This window comes from Cognatiyoonia sp. IB215446 (genome assembly GCF_033963825.1).
Taxonomy (GTDB): domain Bacteria; phylum Pseudomonadota; class Alphaproteobacteria; order Rhodobacterales; family Rhodobacteraceae; genus Yoonia.
This window is the reverse complement of sequence record NZ_JAXBMD010000003.1, coordinates 150,762-170,934: the sequence shown is the minus strand read 5'-3', so window position 1 is coordinate 170,934 and position 20,173 is coordinate 150,762. Positions and strand designations below refer to the sequence as shown.

At 56.0% G+C, this 20,173-nt stretch carries 23 protein-coding genes and 1 riboswitch; of the genes, 18 read left to right on the top strand and 5 right to left on the bottom strand.

Features of this window, described 5'->3' with window-relative positions:
• Positions 1-255 precede the first annotated feature (255 nt).
• Positions 256-1,527, bottom strand: a complete 1,272-nt coding sequence (locus tag SLH49_RS14995; RefSeq protein ID WP_320269973.1) for a hypothetical protein — start codon at positions 1,525-1,527, stop codon at positions 256-258.
• A gap of 155 nt (positions 1,528-1,682) precedes the next feature.
• On the opposite strand from SLH49_RS14995, the gene SLH49_RS14990 reads away from it, so the two are divergent.
• The 15 genes from SLH49_RS14990 to SLH49_RS14925 all read left to right on the top strand — a co-directional run bounded on the left by SLH49_RS14990 (position 1,683) and on the right by SLH49_RS14925 (position 14,063).
• Entirely contained in the window at positions 1,683-2,054 is a 372-nt protein-coding gene (locus SLH49_RS14990) for a hypothetical protein (RefSeq protein WP_320269972.1), read from the top strand.
• Between the two features lie 38 nt (positions 2,055-2,092).
• The gene (locus SLH49_RS14985) at positions 2,093-3,043 is read left to right on the top strand and encodes a hypothetical protein (RefSeq protein ID WP_320269971.1); all 951 of its coding nucleotides are present in this window, start codon (positions 2,093-2,095) and stop codon (positions 3,041-3,043) included.
• 8 nt (positions 3,044-3,051) lie between these two features.
• Positions 3,052-4,113 carry a UDP-2,4-diacetamido-2,4,6-trideoxy-beta-L-altropyranose hydrolase gene (gene pseG / locus SLH49_RS14980; RefSeq protein ID WP_320269970.1) on the top strand — a complete coding sequence of 354 codons (1,062 nt, stop codon included), beginning with the start codon at positions 3,052-3,054 and terminating at the stop codon, positions 4,111-4,113.
• On the top strand, positions 4,110-4,622 hold the full coding sequence (gene pseH / locus SLH49_RS14975) for a UDP-4-amino-4,6-dideoxy-N-acetyl-beta-L-altrosamine N-acetyltransferase (protein WP_320269969.1): 513 nt from the start codon (positions 4,110-4,112) through the stop codon (positions 4,620-4,622). The genes pseG and pseH overlap by 4 nt, the downstream gene beginning before the upstream one ends.
• A gap of 48 nt (positions 4,623-4,670) precedes the next feature.
• Positions 4,671-5,600 (top strand): ATP-grasp domain-containing protein, encoded by a 930-nt coding sequence (locus tag SLH49_RS14970; protein ID WP_320269968.1) that lies wholly within the window; start codon positions 4,671-4,673, stop codon positions 5,598-5,600.
• Entirely contained in the window at positions 5,597-6,637 is a 1,041-nt protein-coding gene (locus SLH49_RS14965) for an N-acetylneuraminate synthase family protein (protein ID WP_320269967.1), read from the top strand. Before SLH49_RS14970 ends, SLH49_RS14965 begins: the two co-directional genes overlap by 4 nt.
• Positions 6,622-7,503, top strand: coding sequence for an NAD(P)-dependent oxidoreductase (locus SLH49_RS14960; RefSeq protein WP_320269966.1), 882 nt, complete (start codon positions 6,622-6,624; stop codon positions 7,501-7,503). The genes SLH49_RS14965 and SLH49_RS14960 overlap by 16 nt, the downstream gene beginning before the upstream one ends.
• Entirely contained in the window at positions 7,503-8,306 is an 804-nt protein-coding gene (locus SLH49_RS14955; protein WP_320269965.1) for an inositol monophosphatase family protein, read from the top strand. The genes SLH49_RS14960 and SLH49_RS14955 overlap by 1 nt, the downstream gene beginning before the upstream one ends.
• Positions 8,306-8,980 carry a PIG-L deacetylase family protein gene (locus SLH49_RS14950; protein WP_320269964.1) on the top strand — a complete coding sequence of 225 codons (675 nt, stop codon included), beginning with the start codon at positions 8,306-8,308 and terminating at the stop codon, positions 8,978-8,980. The genes SLH49_RS14955 and SLH49_RS14950 overlap by 1 nt, the downstream gene beginning before the upstream one ends.
• A gap of 27 nt (positions 8,981-9,007) precedes the next feature.
• Entirely contained in the window at positions 9,008-9,775 is a 768-nt protein-coding gene (locus SLH49_RS14945; protein WP_320269963.1) for a hypothetical protein, read from the top strand.
• A gap of 186 nt (positions 9,776-9,961) precedes the next feature.
• The gene (locus SLH49_RS22390) at positions 9,962-10,117 is read left to right on the top strand and encodes a hypothetical protein (protein WP_413785301.1); all 156 of its coding nucleotides are present in this window, start codon (positions 9,962-9,964) and stop codon (positions 10,115-10,117) included.
• A gap of 426 nt (positions 10,118-10,543) precedes the next feature.
• Positions 10,544-10,759, top strand: a riboswitch (cobalamin riboswitch).
• A gap of 122 nt (positions 10,760-10,881) precedes the next feature.
• Positions 10,882-11,277, top strand: coding sequence for a DUF1636 domain-containing protein (locus SLH49_RS14940; protein WP_320269962.1), 396 nt, complete (start codon positions 10,882-10,884; stop codon positions 11,275-11,277).
• Positions 11,274-12,074, top strand: a complete 801-nt coding sequence (locus tag SLH49_RS14935) for an ABC transporter ATP-binding protein (RefSeq protein WP_320269961.1) — start codon at positions 11,274-11,276, stop codon at positions 12,072-12,074. The genes SLH49_RS14940 and SLH49_RS14935 overlap by 4 nt, the downstream gene beginning before the upstream one ends.
• Positions 12,071-13,006, top strand: coding sequence for an ABC transporter substrate-binding protein (locus SLH49_RS14930; protein WP_320269960.1), 936 nt, complete (start codon positions 12,071-12,073; stop codon positions 13,004-13,006). The genes SLH49_RS14935 and SLH49_RS14930 overlap by 4 nt, the downstream gene beginning before the upstream one ends.
• Before the next feature lie 55 nt (positions 13,007-13,061).
• On the top strand, positions 13,062-14,063 hold the full coding sequence (locus SLH49_RS14925; RefSeq protein WP_320269959.1) for an iron ABC transporter permease: 1,002 nt from the start codon (positions 13,062-13,064) through the stop codon (positions 14,061-14,063).
• 4 nt (positions 14,064-14,067) lie between these two features.
• Here SLH49_RS14925 and SLH49_RS14920 read toward each other — a convergent pair whose 3' ends face one another.
• Genes SLH49_RS14920 through SLH49_RS14910 form a run of 3 tightly spaced genes read right to left on the bottom strand, consistent with a single transcriptional unit; the run spans position 14,068 to position 16,105 of the window.
• Entirely contained in the window at positions 14,068-14,865 is a 798-nt protein-coding gene (locus SLH49_RS14920; RefSeq protein WP_320269958.1) for a metal ABC transporter permease, read from the bottom strand.
• Positions 14,865-15,590 (bottom strand): metal ABC transporter ATP-binding protein, encoded by a 726-nt coding sequence (locus SLH49_RS14915; RefSeq protein WP_320269957.1) that lies wholly within the window; start codon positions 15,588-15,590, stop codon positions 14,865-14,867. Before SLH49_RS14915 ends, SLH49_RS14920 begins: the two co-directional genes overlap by 1 nt.
• Entirely contained in the window at positions 15,587-16,105 is a 519-nt protein-coding gene (locus SLH49_RS14910; protein WP_320269956.1) for a transcriptional repressor, read from the bottom strand. The genes SLH49_RS14915 and SLH49_RS14910 overlap by 4 nt, the downstream gene beginning before the upstream one ends.
• 56 nt (positions 16,106-16,161) lie before the next feature.
• On the opposite strand from SLH49_RS14910, the gene SLH49_RS14905 reads away from it, so the two are divergent.
• A complete protein-coding gene (locus tag SLH49_RS14905; RefSeq protein WP_320269955.1) occupies positions 16,162-17,289 on the top strand; it encodes a zinc ABC transporter substrate-binding protein in 1,128 nt (375 codons plus the stop codon).
• A gap of 39 nt (positions 17,290-17,328) precedes the next feature.
• Here SLH49_RS14905 and SLH49_RS14900 read toward each other — a convergent pair whose 3' ends face one another.
• The gene (locus tag SLH49_RS14900) at positions 17,329-18,243 is read right to left on the bottom strand and encodes a LysR family transcriptional regulator (RefSeq protein ID WP_320269954.1); all 915 of its coding nucleotides are present in this window, start codon (positions 18,241-18,243) and stop codon (positions 17,329-17,331) included.
• Positions 18,244-18,357: 114 nt separating this feature from the next.
• On the opposite strand from SLH49_RS14900, the gene SLH49_RS14895 reads away from it, so the two are divergent.
• Entirely contained in the window at positions 18,358-19,380 is a 1,023-nt protein-coding gene (locus tag SLH49_RS14895; protein WP_320269953.1) for a D-cysteine desulfhydrase, read from the top strand.
• Positions 19,377-20,168, top strand: coding sequence for an aspartate/glutamate racemase family protein (locus SLH49_RS14890; protein WP_320269952.1), 792 nt, complete (start codon positions 19,377-19,379; stop codon positions 20,166-20,168). Before SLH49_RS14895 ends, SLH49_RS14890 begins: the two co-directional genes overlap by 4 nt.
• Positions 20,169-20,173 lie beyond the last annotated feature (5 nt).

Sequence of the window (20,173 nt, the reverse complement as noted above, 5' to 3'; positions counted from 1 at the left end):
TGATGTTGTCTAAAGCGAGGGAATGGGAGAATTCCCCATTTCTTGTGGTCTTGAGCGGGCGCTTTCAAGATCAATTGACAGCGACTTCGCAGCAGAAGCGAAGGTCCATTTTTGCCCAAGACTCCTGCAAACTGGACAAGATCCGTGCTGCGCTGCAGCAAGGATCCAACGTCTGATCGGAAGGGTGTTCACACCCGTTCTGCTAAAAACCATCCTACCTTCGGCAAGCAGCTCAAAAATGCTCTTGCGCCGACCTTAAGGCAGTTTTGGAAAGAGAATTTGTGCCAAACGGTTTCGATAAGGTATATGTATTGCGATGAGCGTCTTGAATATGGCGCTGTGAAGACGCCTCGCCGAGTTTGCAAATACAAAGCCCCCATTAGTGTTTGGCTCTTTATCAATGGGGACAAAGACATCTTCATATGACCGGAAAATCTGAGCAATATCTGAAATGGCGTTGGTGGCGGTAAAGTCACCATTGGAAAAGTCTCTTTCCAGCTGGCGCCAACCCTGTTTTGGAAAGCTGCGGTGACCCTCGGCCAAGAGCTTGCATAGCAATGGATAGACCTCGTCCTTGTTTTTGACTACGGGTAGCTGCCCCCTTTCTACAAAAGGTGAGTTCTCAGTGAGATAGCTAAATGCAAATGACGGGCCATTCATAAGGCCTTTCTCCAAAAGCATTGTGCTCGAGATCGAGGTGACGCAATCCGCATGCCAGGTTGCCTCGTGAGGATCGATCGCTTCATCGCCGGAACCTGGACGCACAAAGACTGGTAGATCAGTTGATATCATCTTCTTTAGCTGACGCTGCAAAATGCTCTCGTGTTGCACAGGCGGCAGCCTAACGAGCAACTGGCAGTCAGCTCTGCGACAAGCGTTGTATAGATCAAACACAGCGTCGGCCTGGCGCAATCGCGCCTGTTTGGTATCTGTGACATTGTCGAGTGTTTGCGCACAGAACATGACGATCTTTTGGTCTTTATTCAGTCCCAGGCGGTGGCAATACGCGTCACGCGAGAGGCGCGGGGTGTAGTTTGCAGCTTTTTGAAGTTTTGGTGAGGAAACGATTGATATCTTTTCCGGTGGAAAACCGCGTTTGACCATGATGTCCTTCTGAAGATTGCCCCAAGCCAGAAATCTGTCGGCGATTGAGCAGTTGATCCCGGAAAACGGATCGCGATAGAACCGACGCTCGTCCATAAAGGCGCCTTCATGCGGAAGCAGGATAACGGGCATTCCATGGCTTTGGGCAACTTCGACAGCAATGCGCATTGGTGCAGCCCAATCCAGGGTCAGCACCATGCCGTGCACCGGTTGGTCCAGCTGCAGCAGTTGTCGTTCAAAGAGACGCGCATATGTCCTTGGATGGCGTAACGCAAAATGAAAAAGGGCGCGCCGTGAAGCGCTATCCCCCTTAGGTGTTAACCTGAGCGGAATCAGGGAGAGTTCGGGATCTTGACCGAAGACATCGCGCAGCAGGACATCGCCATGCGCTTCGATCCAAGGAATGTACACAAATGTTCTCATGACGAAACTAATCTCAAGTGCAGATGACTTTGCCTGTTCTCGGCGTAGAAGCGCCGGCGCAGCCCTAGCATGCTCGGTTGCGGGGTGCCAACCTTGACTGTTGAAGAGCGTTGGTGCTTAACCGGGGTCCGAAGCAATCGGTATGGAGGACTTGGATGTCGTACATCCGATTTCAGGAAATGCGCGAGAAGACGAACATCCTGCGTGTTCAGACCGATCCAGTGACTGGAAAACTGTCGCGCTTGGTCATTGGTAGCATTCGCAAATACCCTCAACCAGCGCGCGTCGTCCTGACAGCAACAGTGGCTTCGGAGGAGCAAAAGATCATTGATCAACGGCTAGGGATGCTCAATGAGCAAGCTATGCAAGTCAAGATACTGGAAGCTGCAGAGCTGCCAGCTATGATCCGCGATGCGGTGGGGCTAGTCGGTTCTGGAGTTGTTAGCGACTTGTCGTTGCTTGATGACTTGGAACACGCAGCACGTCAGCTCTTGCGCGCAATCAAAGAATATAATTCTCCCAGCTAATCACTGATTGATCTACGCTTTAAGAAGGGCAGCGAAAGATGGCTCGCAAAAGGATTCACCTCCACTTGGGTGGGCACAAAACGGCAACCACCTCTTTCCAACGTTTCTTAAAGATCAATAGTCAGTACTTTGAGGAGCAATATGGCCTTCGCAATATGCTCCCAGAAGAGTTGCGCACCATGCAGATCTATAAACTTATATCGCTTGCGCGCGCTGGTAGAGAGCTATCACCCGATGATCTGGAAACGGCGAGAACGGAGGCCCGGGATTGGTTCAATGATTGTTCGACCGACAACGTGATATTGTCGCATGAGGGTTTGGTCGGTCAGCATAATCTTTTCAAAGATCGTGGTATGTACCCAGGGATTTCGGATGCATGTGCGGTTATTGCAGACGCCTTTCAAGACGTAGATATCACCGCTGTATTTGTCATCAGGTCTCAGGCTGCTTTCCTGGAGAGTACGTATATGCAAGCAGTCCATTACGCGAACTACATGCCTTTCGATGAGTATGTTGAAGGTATCGATATGTCGACGCTATCTTGGAAGCGTATTGCAGATGTGCTCTACCACCATTTTGGCAGAGAAAATGTTGAGGTGATACCTTTTGAGGCCATAAAGCAAGGCGAGGGTGCGTTCTTTTCTTCTTTACTTAAGCAAATCCTACCCGGGAACGAAAAGTCAGCCGTTGATGGAGCAGTATTTGAAGACAGCTCACAGCAAAACGCAAGCCTGTCGGACACAGCATTAAGGATTGTTGGACGTGCGGCACCGTTAACAACGAAAAGTGAGTTAAAGGACCTAATCGCATATCTGCGAAAAAACTTCTCTAATCGGACCCATCCACGCGCATCGCTTTGCTCACCAGATCTTAAGCGCCGTATCAAACGACACTTCACCGTGGAGAATCAACAAGTGTTTGAAGATATCGCGCCGGAGTTTCACCACTTGCTCGATGCGTACATTGATATGGAAGCTCCGGGAAAGTGAAGCCCGGGATGGCACAGCGTGTGGCAATTCGGGCGGATGCGTCCTCTTTGATTGGTACTGGCCATATCTTTCGCAGTATCGCCATATTTGAGGGCTGGCGGGATCGCGGGGTTGCGTGTCTTTTCGTTTGTAGCGATGTGCCAGGGAACATGATCGGAGGTCTCAAGGCGATGGGCTTCGAAGCGGTCGCCATTCCGGCCACTACAGATCAAGTCGTTGATGCAACTGCCTTTTGCGCCGCCGTTAGAAGATGGGGCGGTGCAGATATTGTATGGGTCGATCACTACGCTTTAGATGCGCGATGGGAAAATCACGCGCGAACGGTCGGCGGCATTCTATGTGTGATTGATGATCTCGCGAACCGGCGCCACTCGTGCGACCTTCTGGTGGATAGCAGCCACGGTGCTGATGAGCGCCAAGTATACCGCAATTTGCTCCAAAACGACGACAGTGTTTGCCTGATCGGAACGGATTATGTCCCGCTTCGAAAGCAATTTACGGAGCATATGCGGATTGTTCCGGACCATCCATCGCATGTAAAATGTGTTTTGGTTACTTTGGGTGGGAATGACCCTGTGAACGCTTCCACATTGGTGCTTGACGCCATAGACTGTCCGGAACTGTCACAGATCGCGTTTCGTATGACCGTTGGAAGTGCAAACCCAAGGGCTGATGAGCTTCTGGCACGCGGTGATATGATGCCAAATGTTTCGATGCTCTATCAGCATCATGACATGGTCGGTTTGATGGCTTGGGCTGATCTGTGCATCGGGGCAGGAGGAACAACCTCTTGGGAGCGTTGCTACATGGGGTTGCCAACGCTTGGGTTAACGCTGGCTGACAATCAGTCAACCTTTATTGAGCGGTTAGAGCGCTTAGGGGTTGCACGTCACATTGGATGGGCGAACCTGATTTCGGTGCGCGACCTCCGCGCTGCTATTGTAAATTCAGTTGGGGACATCGCATGGCGGACGCGGGCTAGCACCGTAGGATTTTCCTTGATCGACGGGCAAGGTGTCAATCGCATAACCGAAACGATGCAGGCTGTTTATCGGCAGAGGACGGCATGACACCAGACGATGGCATTCTCCGTCCCATCAGTATCTTGGACGCGGATTTGACGAGAAAATGGCGTAACCAGGACGCAGTACGGCATTTCATGTTCAATACAGCGGTTGTTCAAGCCAACGACCACCAGAACTGGCTACAGGGCGTCATCAATGACCCCGAACGGTTCTACTATGTCTACGAAGAGAACAGCGCTGCCATCGGCTTGGTCGGGTTAATTTTTACTGATCTGGACGCAGGTGAGGCAGATTGGAGCTTCTACAAGGGAGCAGCGCACGCAAGGCGGGGTGCCGGTTTCCGAATGTTGCGAGTGGCGCTCACCCAATTCTTCAGTCAACTGGAAGGAAAGAGGTTACGCGGCGAGGTTTTGGAAGACAATATCGCCTCAAGAATACTTCATCAGAAACTTGGTTTTGAGATGGTCGAACCGTCAAGTAGAACGGTCTTGCATCGGGGTACTCAAAAACAAGTATTTCACTTTAGACTGCATCGTTCGGCATGGCACGCATGATGTTGCACCGTAGATAAAGACCCAAGGGCAGGCACAGAAGGGTATTTGATGGCAAGAATTCTGTTCACTGGCGGTGGCGGCGCAGGGAACGAGGCGCTCTACCGCTATCTAGGCGAGAAGCATGAGTTATACTTTGCAGATGCAGACATCACCAGCATAAGTCCTATGATCCCGGTTGACCGTCGGTTCGAGATTCCATGGGCGAATGACCCTGATTTCTGTGATGTCGTAATGGAACTCTGTACAAGCCGCGGCATGGACTACCTCGTCCCGGGAGTGGATGAAGAGCTTGCGCAATTGGCATCGTACAAGAACGGTTCCGTCCAGATTCTGGTGCCGCAGCGCGAATTTGTAGAAGAGATGCTGGACAAATACGGTTTTGCAATGGCCTTGGCGAAAGCCGGATTGCCTGTACCTGAAACGCGGCTTCTACATGATTGTGATGGTATGGATTTCCCGTTGATCGCGAAGCCACGATCAGGAAGGGGTTCACGCGCGGTGGCTCGTGTTGAGAGCCCGGCCCAGATAGATGCTTACCTGATCTTGCAAGGGAAGCCTGGCTCAGAATATGTTGCGCAAGCGATCGCCCCGGGCCACGAATATACCGTTTGTGTTCATGCCGATAGTACCGGTGAGTTGCAAACAGTTGTGCCTGTAAAAGTAGGCATCAAAAGGGGCATAACGCTGTCAGCAACTGCAAAGGCGTCGACCCCCATCTACAATTACGTCAAAGCCTTCCAGCAGAAGTTCCGGCCGCAGGGCATCTACAACATCCAATGTATGATGGATGAGCATGGCAATGTGAGCCCCTTTGAAGTAAATCCACGCGTATCGACCACATTTTGCCTCGCGCTGCAGGCCGGATTTGACCCATTTGATCATCAAAGTACCCCGCCCAAAGGGTGCATCCCGCAAAGCCCTATCCACCTTCGACGCCACTGGGCTAACTTTATCACATCAGAGAGAGCCGCTGAATGAATAAGACGTTCGAAATTGGAGACCGGACTGTTGGGGATGGTCAAAGCTGCTATTTGATCGCGGAGATTGGTTCCAATCACAATCAAGATTGGGACCTTGCTTTGCGGCTGATCGATGCAGCAGCGGAGGCTGGTGCAGACGCCGTGAAGTTTCAGACCTTCAAGAGTGAAACTCACGTCTCAAAGTTTGCGAAGATGCCATCCTACCTAATGGAGGGCGAGAGCATTCAGGAACTGCTAAAGACGCTGGAGCTTGACCGCGAATGGCAAAAGCCCTTGCAAACTCACGCACATAAGCGCGGTGTACATTTCTTTTCCTCGCCATGCGATATTGAGGCCGTCGATCTACTGGCTGAAATTGGTGCACCCGCAATGAAAGTTGCCTCATTTGATTTGCCCGATTTGCGACTGATAAGACATATCGCGAAAACTCAAGTCCCGGTCATTCTTTCGACCGGGATGGCGGATTGGATGGATATCCAACGCGCAATTGATGTTTGTGAAGATGTGGGCAATCCCAATATTGTTTTATTGCAGTGCACCTCGCTCTATCCAGCGCCTGTTGAACTCTCCAACCTCAGGGCCATGACAGCCATGCGCAACACCTTTGACGTGCTGACAGGCTATAGCGACCATACACTAGGCGATACGGTGAGCTGTGCGGCGGTTGCCATGGGTGCATGTATGATCGAGAAGCACTTTACCCTTGACCGAACCCTTGATGGTCCAGACCATTCGTTTGCTATGGAACCTGCGGAGTTTGCCGAAATGGTAACGCGGATCCGGGCGACGGAAGCGGCCTTCGGTGATGGCGCAAAGAACGGACCACGTGGCCCAGAGGTCGAGATGGCGGACAAAGTGCGCCGCTCCACACACGCTGAGCGGAACATCGCAAAGGGGGAGAGAATTACAGAGGACATGCTTGTCATCAAGCGACCCGGTAAAGGGATACCTCCCCATCTAATTGATCAAGTGATCGGACGCACGGCACGACAGGATATCCAAGCTGACCAATGGATCGAGTGGTCGATGATCTGAAGCGAAATATGCCCTTAGACGACCTTTCTCCAATCTTGATTACGGGTGCCAATGGCTATTTGGGGCGAAGTTTGATGACGACTTTTCGCGGTCGCGGACTGCCCGTTTTGGGCGTCGCACGAAAGCCATCAGGTCCGCATTGCGATTTTGTCGCAGACTTGCGTCATTCGGATGCGCTGGAAGATGCATTGGCGTCACTTTCGCTTTCGCGCATTGTTCATGCTGCTGCTGTAGTGCCCAAGACGAACGCAGACTACGCTAATGCAGCCGCTGCTGAGGAAAATGCTATCATGGCGCAAAACGTAGCAAACTATGCGCAGTCAAAGAACGTCCCACTGATCCTGGTATCCTCGATGACTGTCTATTCCGCAGCGGCAACGAACCCTGTTGTGGAGGACAACATGATCGGGAAACCCGGCTCTGCATACGCTGTCGCAAAACGCCGGGCGGAGGCGATCTGCCGATACACGGGTGTGACGGGTTTTGCTGCGCGTATCCCTGGGCTTTTTGGTGGGGACCGGGCGGATGGGCTCGTAGCCAACGTCAAACGGGCCCTAAAAAGCGGTGACAATCTGGTCCTACCGGGGGAGCCTGTCCAGTGGGCGGCTATGCACGTCCAAGACGCTGCGGACGCGATCGCAGAACTGTGCCAGATTCGCGCAATGACTTTTCAAGCTGTGAATGTTGGCTACGAAGGGCCAATGTCGATCAGTCGCCTCTATTCCATCGCTTGCGAGTTATTTGGGAGAGAGACCGACCATACAGTGGATCATCCAGATTTTGAGTTTGATCTGCATCGATGGAAAAGCCTCACCGGTCAGTCGCCCAAGCGCTTTCATGATGTACTAGAAGGATATTTGACTTGATGACGAAACGCCTCGTCCAGGTCGCGCCGTTAATCGAAGAGATGCGAAGGCTTGGGGCCGACCTACTGCTCTGGCGAACCGACACGGAAGCCTCGCATATCCATGCGAAAGCGGAGTTGAAGACGGAAGCCGACCGTCGCGCGCATCTCCGGTTGAAAGCTGCTTTGAATAAGCTGGATGCTGGCGTTCCAATCATCAGTGAAGAAGACGCGGTGCACGAGTCAAACCGGCCGTTGAGATACTGGCTGATAGACCCAATTGACGGTACGGCAAGCTGGCTGGAGGGGTTTGATGGTTTCGTGTCTCAAGTTGCATTGATGGAAGGTTCTGAACCGGTGTTGGGCCTGGTCTATGCCCCAGCACTTGATCTATTTTACATGGCTGCGAAAGGCGAAGGAGCGTGGCTAAACGGTCGGCGCATGCCAGAATTAGGCAGGCGCGAAGGACTGACGATGATAGACAACACACCAGAGCCTCGCGGTCTGTGTGCATCTCTTTTTGCTCACATGAGTGCAACCGGATACGTCGAAAGCGGGAGTCTGGGTCTTAAGCTGTGCCGCATCGCCGATGGAACAGCAGATTTGTTTGTCAAAGACGTTGTTGTCAGGGACTGGGACCTTGCACCCGCCAAGGTCTTGCTGGATGAACTCGGTGGAATGCTGACCGATCTTGACGCCGTACCTTACCGTTTCAGCGGTGCTTGGGAAAAAGCAAGCGGATTCATTGCGGCGCGAGATCCAGCGACAGTGTTATCATGTGTTAGCGCAATCGATGCGCTGGGTGGCAAAGCGAAGGAGTGTTGATGTCCAGTCGTTCTGTCCTTGTGGTAGCGGCACACGCCGATGATGAAGTCCTTGGCTGTGGTGGTACCATCGCCAAACATGTTGAAGCTGGCGATGCTGTTTCCGTGTGTTTTATGACAGATGGTGTCGGCGCCAGAGCGCAAGGGCATCGGGAGGCGACTGAACGGCAGCTTGCTGCGAAGGCGGCATTAGCCGAATTGGGCGTGACACAACTTGAGCAGCACGCTTTTCCCGACAACCAGATGGACACGGTCTCCTGCCTATCACTCACAAAAATCATAGAGGCAGCGGTGCAACGCAACCGGCCAGACATTGTCTATACCCACCATAGCGGTGACCTGAACGTCGATCATAGGGCCACGCATGAGGCAGTTATGACAGCGTTGCGACCGCAACCCGGAACGCATACCGCCACGATACTAACCTTCGAGGTCATGTCGAGCACAGAGTGGAGAGCACCTTCTCCAGCGTCTACCTTTGCCCCAGACTGGTATGTCGATATCGCCGATTTTCTCGAACTTAAGATGGCCGCACTAGGCCATTATCAAGCAGAAATGCGTGCATGGCCCCACGCTAGGTCGATGCAGGCGGTCGAACATCTGGCAAGATATCGCGGTGCCTGTGTCGGAGTGGCAGCCGCCGAGGGTTTCAAACTGGTCCGCAACATCCAGTAGGTCTCCGCAGGACATAGAAGAACAGCCATGCTTTATAATCGATCGGACAACGAGCGCGCTTTGAACCGCTTGTTTTCAGAGCATACGGATCTGCCGCAGCTAAATCTACTCACCGTCCCAGTGACCTATATCATTCATTTTTCACCACGGGATGTTTCCATACTCAGACAGAGCGCCCTAAACCTCATAGAGAATTTTCTTCCTCCAGATTGGTACGATGTCGGTGTTGTCGCGCAGCAAATGGAAACAACACCGGCGTCATCACTTGGCGCGCTGTTAAAGACCCGACTCGAAGCCATCACGACAAGCGCAATAATTCCGATCCATGCCGAAGACTTCTTCGCTTGCGAGCGCCTAGGTGCGTTTCAGATCACTTTAGGTGAAATGGGGTTTAACGTGCTTGGTCGACGCCTCATGCACGAGATAGCGACTTCAAACTTCATTGATGAAGGGCGATTGGGCCATAAGAGTCTCGCCGAGTTGACCCAGGATGATTTCATATGGCTCTTTGAGCGCGCTTTCACCGTTAGCCAGCAGAGGTCGGTCGTGACGACATACTCTGACGCAATCTACTCAGCCCATGTTCCATTGAGCTTCGACACATGGCGACGGGAGCCATCAGAGGCTTTCATTCGGTACTTTCGCAAGCTTTCGCTAGATTTTGAAGGCGCGGAAGCAACCAATCCGGAACCTATGGAGCGTTCAGGCCGGGAGAAGCAATTGGCCAACTGGTTTGCGGACCGGTTGCGCGCGCAGGCAAGCCAGTGGAATGAAGTTGGCTGGCCGGAATTATGATGAGTCGGTAGTATCTTAGCCAGGGGTTAAGCAGTTGGTAATGCGGATCTCTTTTGTTCGAGTTGCCGTCGAGTCCTCGTGTTGTTTGCGTTCTTAGAGATGTTTCTGGAAGGGACCGCAGCGCCCTTTCATTTAAGTAGCCTCCTGTCCAGAAGAGCAAAATTGTATCGCTAGCATTATGCTTTTCTGAACCACCGACGGATCAGCGAGGCCAAGCGACTGCTTCTTCAACGTGACATAGCAATCAGCGAAGTTGCTCATGCCGTTGGTTGCAATAGCCGATCAATCGTCAACGCAGCGTTCGAGCCGGCAACCGGAACCTCTCCCTGCGACGGGCCGTGAACTTTTCATTCCACACCTCGTCGTGATCCATGTAAGTTAGAAAGTTCATCACGAGTTAAATGGTTTTCTAGAATGCTCGTTAGGCCCTTGCCATCCGCCAAAACGTGGGGCATTCGACCGGAGATACTCCAAAAGGGCATGGATCAAGTAGACTAGGTTCAAGTTGGTTTCCTTCGGGTGCATCAGCTCTTCCAAAACACTTTTTAACTCTGGTAATTTAGGCACCTTCAGCATTGGCGCATTGGTTAGCTTCACTACAACCGATGCCCGGAGATTTCCATTTCAGCAGTTGCTACCACAACTCTTGTCATTTGCCGGTTCATGGTCCTGGTCCTAGACAGACATACCTTCCCGAGGGCAAAAGTTTCATTCGCAATGCTGGTTCCACATGCATGACGAATGCCTATTGACCCCACCCGCAACTTTCATTTCACTGACAGCGATGGTTCTTGGACGCCAAAAGTGCTGACAAGATGAAAAGGGAACACGGTGCGGCGTAGCCATAAGGCACCAAATCCGTGACTGCCCCCGCAACTGTGAGCGGTGAGCGACCCCAAAACACCACTGGGCCAAAGGTTCGGGAAGGTTGGGGCAAGCATTGACCCGCAAGTCAGGAGACCTGCCATCACCGGTGCCGCGTGCACCGGCATGTCAACACCCATCAGGCGGGGTGCCTGGTCTGGAGCATATGATGGCAAAGCGGTTCAACGACCCGCGACAACATGGTTCTGTATCCCTTGCCCCCGCCCAAGGCGGAGGGCCTTATGGAACATCGTATTACAATCTGCACATCCTGTCGGCACAAGGGCACCGAATGTCGTCCGGGCTATGAGCTGATCGACCGCCTACGCAAGGCCATGGCGGCCGCGGGCGACGCTGTCACCGAGGACTTTGAGATCTCCGGCGTGGCTTGCATGGCCGGATGCGACCGTCCTTGTACGGTGGCTTATCATGGCACACGAAAGGCCACGTATCTTTTCGGTGATATCGATCCTGAGACGGACATTGATGATCTCGTCGCCTTCGCCCGCCAATATGCCTATCTGCATGACGGCTGGTGCTCGTCCGTGGACCGGCCCGGCAAGCTGCGCAAGTCGACGTTGGCCCGCGTCCCCGCAGCGATTGTCGCGATTGAGGAAAGCGAGGCGCGAGCCTCGTGACCGCCGCCCATCTTTCCGTGCACGACCTGTCATGGTCGCCGGGGCGAGGCGCGCCGCAGATCCTGCAGGCAACCAGCTTTGATCTGCCTGCGGGTGGTGTGCTGGGCATCGTAGGTCCGAACGGTGCGGGCAAAACCACGTTGTTGCGCCTGCTCTACCGGTTTCACCGGCCGCGCACCGGCGCGGTGCAGGTTGATGGCGCGGATATCTGGAGCCTCAGCGCGAAAGAGGTCGCGCAACGGATTGCCGCCGTTTTGCAGGAACAACCCAGCGACTTCGCCCTGACGGTCCGCGAAATTGTCACTTTAGGACGCACCCCGCATCGGCGCGGCTTTGGTGGCAGTGCCGGTGCGCATGATGCGGAGATCATTGATAGCGCGTTGGGGCAGCTTGGGCTGCATGGCCTCGCACATCGCCATCTTGGAACACTTTCAGGAGGTGAGCGTCAGCGGGTCATGGTGGCCCGCGCGCTCACACAGCAACCGCGCCTTTTGATCCTGGACGAGCCGACCAACCACCTCGACATCCGCCATCAGCTTGAGGTGCTGGACCTGATCCGGCACCTGCCGCTGACGATTGTGACCTCTCTGCATGATCTTAATCTCGCGGCTGATATCTGCGATCACATCCTGCTTTTGCAGAACGGGCGGCCCGTTGGGTTCGGCACCCCTGATGAGGTGCTGTCCGAAGCCGCCGTCTCAAACGCCTTCCATGTGCAAGCGCGGCGCGAACATCTCGCGCCGAGCAACACCAATCATCTGACCTTTCATCTTCAGACCGAGGAAACGATATCATGAAGAATGCAATCTACGGCGCGACAGCACTCGCCCTTATCGGGAGCTTCGTACAGGCCGAAGTGACAGTGCAAAGCTGCAACCGCACGGTGACCTTCGATGCGCCGCCGCAACGGGCCATCTCAAACGACGTCAACCTGACGGAGATGATGCTGGTCCTCGGCCTCGCCGACAACATGGTGGGCTATACCGGCATTTCGGGCTGGAAGACGCTGGACGAAGAGATGCGGTTTGGTATCGATGAATTGCCTGAGCTGTCCGCGCGCTACCCGTCGAAAGAGGTGCTTGTGGGCGCCGATGCCGACTTTTTCTTTGCTGGATGGAACTACGGCATGAAAGTTGGCGGTGAAGTCACACCCGAAACGCTGGAGCCGTTTGGCATTCAGGTCTACGAACTCACCGAATCCTGCACCCATATAATGGACAAGGAAAAGGCCAGCATCGAGGACATGTATGCCGACCTGATGAACCTTGGTCGCATCTTCGATGTTGAGGATGCGGCGACCGAACTCGTCGATGGATACCGCGCCGATCTTGCTGCCTTCACGGAAACGCTGCAAACGGGCGAGCCGCTGCGCGTCTTTGTCTATGACAGCGGTGAGGATACGCCGTTTACTGCCGGGCGTTATGCCATGCCGACCGCGCTGATCGAGGCGGCGGGTGGCGTCAACATCATGGATGATTTTAAGAAAAGCTGGGCCACCGTCACATGGGAAGCGGTGGTTGAGCGGAACCCCGAAGTCGTCGTCATCGTGAATTACGGTGAGGTCACAGCAGAGGAAAAGCGCGACTTCATGATGTCCAACCCCGCCTTTGCGGACATTGATGCCGTGAAGAACGACCGCTTTGTGACGCTGGAATATGTCGAGGCGACACCGGGGCCGCGCAATATCCGCGCGATCAAGACCCTCGCCGACGCGTTCTGGAGCGAATAAGCCCGTGAGCGAGGCCGTCAGCACAGGGCAGCAATCCCGTCGCTTGAGCAGGACGATGATGTTCGTCTTGGGCGGGCTTGCGGTGCTTTTGGCCTCGCTCTCACTCGCGATTTCGGTTGGGGCTGTACCGGTTCCCCTCGGCACCGTCTGGGGTGTCTTTGCCAACAAGCTGTCGCCGGGTTTTGTCGAACAAACATGGTCGCAAGGCCGCGAGGCGATTGTGTGGGAGATCCGTTTTCCACGCGCGCTCTTGGCCATGATGGTGGGCGCGGGCCTTGCCATGGTGGGTGCCAGCCTGCAGGCGGTGACGCGCAACCCGCTGGCCGACCCGCATCTGCTCGGTATCTCGTCAGGCGGCGCATTCGGAGCCATTCTGGCGCTTTTGCATACCGGGCTTTTCATCGGCTTGCTGACCGTGCCGCTTCTGGCCTTTCTTGGCGCACTGGGCGCGACGGCCATTGTGCTGGGCGTGTCCCGCTTTGCCGATGCGACAAGCGCGGATAGGCTGGTGCTTGCAGGCGTTGCGGTGTCGTTCATCATCATGGCGGGGGCCAATGTGCTGATTTTCCTCGGCGATCCGCGCGCGACCCATACGGTTGTGTTTTGGATGCTGGGTGGCCTCGGCCTCGCCCAATGGGGGCAGTTGATCTATCCGCTGGTGATCCTGCTGGTCTGCGGTGCCTGGCTGATCGCGCAGGCTGGTGCGCTGAATGCGATGACCATCGGCGATGAGAGTGCCGCGACCCTCGGTATTCCCGTGGCGCGCTTTCGTCTTGTTGTCTTTGTCGTCGGCGCTCTGATCACCGGAGTTATGGTCGCGTTTTCGGGCATCATCGGTTTTGTTGGCCTGATGGTGCCGCATGTGGTGCGCATGCTGGTTGGGGGCGATTACATGCGCGTCCTGCCCAGTTCGGCACTTGTGGGCGCGATCTTCCTGCTTTGGGCCGATATCGCGGCGCGGACGATCATGGCACCAGAGGATATGCCGATTGGCATTGTCACAGGCTTGATTGGCGGTCTGTTCTTTGTCTGGCTTCTTGGGCGCAGGCGCGGTTGAGCCGCTACCGCTGCCTTTGCCCGCGCCAACCGAGCGTGCTGAAAACCGCAAAGAGCACAGCCGCAACACAAACGATGGAGGGTCCGGCGGGCGTGTCAAAAACATAAGCCGCCCGCAATCCGGTGACCGCCGACCCCGCCCCAATGGCCGCAGCAATCAAGGCCATCGCCTCAGGCGTGCGGGCGAGACCGCGCGCGGCGGCGGCGGGGATGATTAGGAGTGCGGCGATCAACAGGACACCGACAACCTTGATAGCCACAGCAACCGTGATGGCCAGCGACAGGGTCAGGATCAGTTGTTCTCGCTTGGGATCAAGGCCGCTGGCATAGGCCAGTTCCTCGTTCAACGTTGCGGCCAAAAGCGCCGACCACCGCCACATGATCAGCCCCACGACCAGCGCAGCACCGCCCCAGATCACCAAGAGGTCCATTCGCGAGACGGCGAGGATGTCGCCGAACAGATATGCCATCAGATCAATACGGATACCCGACAGGAACGACACCGCGACAAGCCCGAATGCCAGCGCGGAATGGGCCAGCACACCCAGCAGCGTATCCATCGCATAGCCGCGCCCGGAAAGCAGAGTAACGGTCACTGCCATGATCAGCGCAACCGCGACCGTACCGAGGAAGATCGACATCTGCATGGCCAGCGACAGTGCAACACCCAGCATCGCCGCATGGGCTGTGGCATCGCCGAAATAGGCCATGCGGCGCCACACAACAAAGCAACCCAAAGGGGCGGCGGCAAAGGCCACGCCGACACCCGCAAGCGTGGCGCGCACCATAAAATCGTCTAACATTACTCGGCGGCCTCGTGATGATGGTGATGATCGTGGTCATGCCGGTAAAGCGCCAGCGCACCCCCGGTGCCGGTGCCAAAGAGCGCGCGGTATTCCGGCGCCGAGGCGACAACGGCCGGCGTGCCTTCGCAGCAGACATGACCATTCAGGCAGATCACACGGTCAGAGGCGCTCATCACCACATGGAGTTCGTGGCTGATCATCAGGATGGCGCAGCCTGTCTCGGCCCGCACAGCCTCAATCTGGCGGTAAAAGGCGGCAGAGCCGGGCTGGTCGAGGCCCTGTGTCGCCTCATCCAGCAGCAGTATATCGGGCTGGTTGATCAGGGCGCGCGCCAGAAGCACGCGCTGAAACTGCCCACCGGAAAGCCGCGACATCTGCCGGTTGAAGAGGTCCGGCACACCTGCGGTGTCAAGCGCTTTTGTGCATGTCTTTCGGTCCACCCGATCGGTCAGCCGCATAAAGCGCCCCACCGTGATGGGTAGCGTCGGATCGATGTGCAGACGCTGCGGGACATAACCGACGCGCAGATCAGGGCGCCGCGTCACCTCTCCGGTAGCTGGTTGCAGCGCGCCGATAATGGCTTTGAGCAGGCTGGTCTTGCCAGACCCGTTCGGGCCAACGATGGTCACGATCTCACCGGGTGCCACATGCATGCTGACATTCTGCAGCACGGCATTTGCGCCGTAAGAGACGCCGAGGCCCTTCACGTCGATCAGGTTCATGAGGTGGCCTTGTCTACACAAGCGGGGCAGACGCCTTCGGCTTCGACAACGGTGCGCTCAATCTGGAATCCTGCAGCGCGGGCTGCCGCGCCTAACGCACCTTTGCTAGGGGTGGAATAGGCCTCTGCCACCGCATCGCAAACCCGGCAGATCATGAATGCAGGCGAGTGGTTTTCGCCAGGATGGGCGCAGGCGACAAAGGCGTTCAGGCGTTCGACCTTGTGCACGAACCCATTCTCAACCAGAAAATCAAGCGCACGATAGGCGACGGGCGGTTGCGAGCCGAAGCCGGCATCACGCAACAAATCCAATATCGTATAGGCCCCCAGCGCGCGATGTTCCTGCAGCAGAAGCTCAAGCACCTTGCGGCGCACCGGTGTCAGGCGCAGGCCCTTTTCGGCGCATCGTTCGTCGGCGGCTGCGAGCGCCCCGCTCACGCATGTGTCGTGATCATGCTCGTGAAAGCCCAAGGCTGGCGCTTCCTTGTCAGACAGGGATGCGAGGTCGCTTGTCATGTTATTCCATATCATATATGCCGCTGCTAATGTTATAAGATCACATGAGATATCCAATGTCTAGAAAGCTGCTCCCCCTCTCGGTCACCGCAATTCTGATGGGCGGCACCGCCATGGCCGATGTGCCGAATGTCGCGGTCGATATCGCACCCGTGCATTCGCTGGTGGCCCGTGTGATGGAGGGGGTCGGCACGCCCGATCTGATCATCCAGCCCGGCGCGTCGCCGCACGAATACAGCCTGCGTCCGTCAGAGGCCGCGGCCCTGCAGAATGCTGATCTCGTCTTTTGGATCGGCGAGGATCTGACGCCATGGATGGAAGGTGCCGTGGACACGCTGGCCGAAGGTGCGGCGGTCACAACATTGCTTGAGACCGACGGCACGACATTGCTCGATTTCCGCGAAGATGCCCTGTTTGAAGCGCATGATCATGGACACGACGATCATGACGAGCATGGGCATGACGACCATGACCATGACGCGGCAAAAGAAGCCAGCGATCATGATCATGACCATGATGAGCATGATCACGACGAACACGCTGACGGGCATGATCACGACCACGAGGAACATGCCGAGGCTGAGGCGCATGACCACGATCACGACCATGAGGAACATGCGGAAGCCGACGCGCATGATCACGACCATGACGATCACGCGGGCCACGATCACGGCGAGCATGACCCCCATGCATGGCTTTCCCCCACAAATGCCTCCACATGGCTGAACGTGATCGCCGCACAGCTTTCAGCGGCCGACCCTGACAATGCGGGCACCTACTTTGCCAACGCGGCGGCAGCGCGGGCCGAGATGGAGGCTTTGTCAGCCGAGATCAACTCCACACTTGATCCGGCACGCGGCGGCAGCTTCATCGTCTTCCACGACGCCTATCAATATTTTGAGGCTGATTTTGACTTCCCGGCCTCCGGTGCGATCTCACTTGGCGACGCAACCGATCCTAGCCCGGCGCGGATCGCCGAAATCCAGGGCCGTATCCGTGATGAAGGCGTGGATTGCGTGCTGGCCGAGCCCCAATACAACCCCGGCATCGTTGCGACCGTTCTGGAAGGCACCGAGGCTAGCACCGGTGTTATCGACCCGCTTGGTGCGGCGCTAGAGCCGGGCCCAGCGCTTTATCCGCAACTGATGCGCAACATGGCGGCCACATTGGCGGACTGCCTCTAAACGACCCAGGGATCGGCTGACCGCCTTTTACAACTGCGGTCAGCCAGACATCTCGGCATTGGAAATCGACAAAAGATGCTGCCAGAGCAGCGTGTTGGCCTTGTTGCTGCTGCCAGCGACGCGCACCGCCGTGACATCAAGGTTGATCGACGGCAATGTGCTCGATAAGTCAACAAGCTGGTCGTTGTTTATGTGCCGGTAGGCCAAGGATGCGGGCACCCAGGCCACCGCAATGCCCATGATCGCTAATTCCATCGCAGCTAAGGTCAGCGCGGTTTCCACCTTTGGCACAGGACGGACCATCTGGTTCAATGTGGGCAGGATATTCTTGTCCAATATCTGCCCCAGGAACACATCGCGAGGATAGGCCACCACGGGCAAATGGCCCGATAAATACTGCTCGTTCAGGTCTCCCCACATGTCCTGGGCAAAAACCGGGATGAGCCGGTCCTGCCCCAAAGTGAGGGTTTCCAGAAATGCCGCCTCAATCGGATGCGCGTCCCCTGTGGCACGGTAGACAAAGGCCAGATCAGCCTGGCGCGACAGTAAAAGAGCAAAGCATTCGTCCTGATTGGCCGAACGCAGTCTGACATAAACATCCGGCGCCTGCGTTCCCAGCCAGCGCAAGAGATCAGGTGTGAGTGAGGTGGTGAGCGCATGCTGGCTGGCAAAGACAACGCGGTTCTGGCTGGCCTCACTGCCGATGCGCAGGTCAGAGACAAGTTGCTGCATTTCGTCGGCTAGCTTGGCGATCTGATCACGCTGCCGCAGGGTTGTAGGATGCATTTGCAGCGGCTTGCGCCCGCGATCAAAGAGCGGCACACCGACATAATCCTCAATCGCGCGGATGCGCCGTGAAAAGGCCGATTGCGTCAGGTTGCGGCGGTCCGCAGCTTCAGACAAAGACCCGGTTTCTGCAACTGCCAGGATATCATTCAACCATTCCAAACGCATAAATTCACCCTAACATGCAGGTTTTGCATTTTGATAGGTGTTTTTCGAATTTGAAATCTCCGGACAACTTTGGCAGCGTGACGCGAGATGTCACATAACTGGGGGTAAGCATCGATGCATCTGGCGCGCTTTCCGCGGCTCAAATTTGCCCATCTGCCGACACCGCTCGAACCGCTGCCAAGGCTCAGCAAGGAGCTCGGCGGGCCGGAGATTTGGATCAAGCGGGACGATTGCACGGGGATCAGCAGCGGCGGTAACAAGACGCGCAAGTTGGAATTTCTGATGGCAGAGGCCGAGAAAATCGGCGCCGATATCGTGATGACGCAAGGTGCGACGCAGTCGAACCACGCCCGGCAAACCGCTGCCTTTGCGGCGCGTCTGGGGATGGATTGTCATATACTGCTGGAGGATCGGACGGGCTACACCGATCACAACTACAATCAGAACGGCAATGTTCTGCTGGATCATTTGCATGGTGCGACAACGCAGAAATATCCCGGCGGCCATGACATGGTCGGCGAGATGGACAAGAGTGCGGACGCCGCGCGCGCAAATGGCAAGGTGGTTTACGTTATTCCTGGCGGCGGGTCTAACCCGACCGGTGCATTGGGATATGTGAATTGCGCGATGGAACTTGTCGGGCAGGCAAATGATTTGGGCCTCGTGATCGACCATCTGGTGCACGCCACGGGCTCATCCGGCACGCAGGCGGGGCTGATCGCAGGGCTGAAGGCCATCAATGCGGCCATTCCGCTTTTGGGTTTCGGCACCCGCGCGCCGCAGCCCAAGCAAGAGCAGATGGTTTACGATCTGGCGGTCCGGACCGCTGATCTTCTGGGCTGTCCGGGCATTGTCGCGCGCGAAGATGTGCGGGCCGACACGAACTACGTGGGCGAAGGCTATGGCTTGCCTCGTGCGGACACACTGGAGGCCATTCGGATGTTTGCAGAGCTTGAGGGGATCCTGCTTGATCCGGTCTATTCCGGCAAAGGGGCGGCGGGCCTGATCGATTACTGCAGGACGGGCAAGTTCAAACCGGGTGAGCGGGTGGTCTTTTTGCATACGGGTGGTTCTGCGGGCCTCTTTGGCTACGATTCCGTCCTGCTTGATCACAGTAGCAGCCTCGCAGCCGAGTGAGCGTTTTGCGACCCATCGGCATTCTTGGCGGCATGGGGCCAAAGGCGACGGTGCATCTGATGCAGCGGGTTATTGATGCCGTGCCCGCCAATGATGATTCCGACCACATTCCACTGATCGTCGATCAGAACCCGCAGGTGCCATCGCGGATCGCGCACCTGATCGAGGGACGCTGCGGCGACCCTACGCCAGTGCTGGTTGCGATGGCGCAGCGCCTTGAAAACGCCGGTGTTCAAGCGCTCGCCATGCCCTGCAACACTGCCCATCATTTCGCCCCGCAGATCAGGGCGGCTGTCAGAATCCCATTCCTCAACATGGTTGAACTGGCCGTGCAAGAGGCTGCGGCGCATTGCGTGGAAAGCCGCAAAGTTGGTGTGCTTTCCTCGCCCGCGCTGCGACAGGTTGGTCTTTTTGACAAGGCCCTTGAAGAGGCGGGACTAGAGGCCGTCTATCCAGACGACGACGCGGCGATGCTCGCCGCCATCCGGCAGATCAAGGCAGAGGGCCCGCACTCCATCGCACGCACGACTCTCGCCACTGCATCAAGCGAACTGCTCAAGAAACGCGCGGAAATTCAACTTATTGCCTGCACCGAGTTCTCGACAATTGCCCGGCACTTGCCAAAGGAAGTCCGTCGGGTCGACACTCTGGACTGTCTTGTGAAGGGTATCTTGACGTTTGCAAAGGGGCAGCCACACTCAAAAAACAGTTTTGACGCACGACGGTCGCGTGCGTCGGAGCAACAATACCAGACCGATCAACAGGGAAAGGAAGAATACCTATGTTAAAAACG

Bases quoted from the DNA above. Each gene is read 5' to 3' on its own strand.
- pseH (WP_320269969.1), top strand. From the start codon at position 4,110: ATGACACCAGACGATGGCATTCTCCGTCCCATCAGTATCTTGGACGCG.
- SLH49_RS14995 (WP_320269973.1), bottom strand. From the start codon at position 1,527: ATGAGAACATTTGTGTACATTCCTTGGATCGAAGCGCATGGCGATGTC.
- SLH49_RS14985 (WP_320269971.1), top strand. From the start codon at position 2,093: ATGGCTCGCAAAAGGATTCACCTCCACTTGGGTGGGCACAAAACGGCA.
- SLH49_RS14970 (WP_320269968.1), top strand. From the start codon at position 4,671: ATGGCAAGAATTCTGTTCACTGGCGGTGGCGGCGCAGGGAACGAGGCG.
- SLH49_RS14910 (WP_320269956.1), bottom strand. From the start codon at position 16,105: ATGACAAGCGACCTCGCATCCCTGTCTGACAAGGAAGCGCCAGCCTTG.
- pseG (WP_320269970.1), top strand. From the start codon at position 3,052: ATGGCACAGCGTGTGGCAATTCGGGCGGATGCGTCCTCTTTGATTGGT.
- SLH49_RS14905 (WP_320269955.1), top strand. From the start codon at position 16,162: ATGTCTAGAAAGCTGCTCCCCCTCTCGGTCACCGCAATTCTGATGGGC.
- SLH49_RS14955 (WP_320269965.1), top strand. From the start codon at position 7,503: ATGACGAAACGCCTCGTCCAGGTCGCGCCGTTAATCGAAGAGATGCGA.
- SLH49_RS14900 (WP_320269954.1), bottom strand. From the start codon at position 18,243: ATGCGTTTGGAATGGTTGAATGATATCCTGGCAGTTGCAGAAACCGGG.
- SLH49_RS14990 (WP_320269972.1), top strand. From the start codon at position 1,683: ATGTCGTACATCCGATTTCAGGAAATGCGCGAGAAGACGAACATCCTG.
- SLH49_RS14965 (WP_320269967.1), top strand. From the start codon at position 5,597: ATGAATAAGACGTTCGAAATTGGAGACCGGACTGTTGGGGATGGTCAA.
- SLH49_RS14945 (WP_320269963.1), top strand. From the start codon at position 9,008: ATGCTTTATAATCGATCGGACAACGAGCGCGCTTTGAACCGCTTGTTT.
- SLH49_RS14940 (WP_320269962.1), top strand. From the start codon at position 10,882: ATGGAACATCGTATTACAATCTGCACATCCTGTCGGCACAAGGGCACC.
- SLH49_RS14925 (WP_320269959.1), top strand. From the start codon at position 13,062: ATGATGTTCGTCTTGGGCGGGCTTGCGGTGCTTTTGGCCTCGCTCTCA.
- SLH49_RS14915 (WP_320269957.1), bottom strand. From the start codon at position 15,590: ATGAACCTGATCGACGTGAAGGGCCTCGGCGTCTCTTACGGCGCAAAT.
- SLH49_RS14930 (WP_320269960.1), top strand. From the start codon at position 12,071: ATGAAGAATGCAATCTACGGCGCGACAGCACTCGCCCTTATCGGGAGC.
- SLH49_RS14895 (WP_320269953.1), top strand. From the start codon at position 18,358: ATGCATCTGGCGCGCTTTCCGCGGCTCAAATTTGCCCATCTGCCGACA.
- SLH49_RS14920 (WP_320269958.1), bottom strand. From the start codon at position 14,865: ATGTTAGACGATTTTATGGTGCGCGCCACGCTTGCGGGTGTCGGCGTG.
- SLH49_RS14950 (WP_320269964.1), top strand. From the start codon at position 8,306: ATGTCCAGTCGTTCTGTCCTTGTGGTAGCGGCACACGCCGATGATGAA.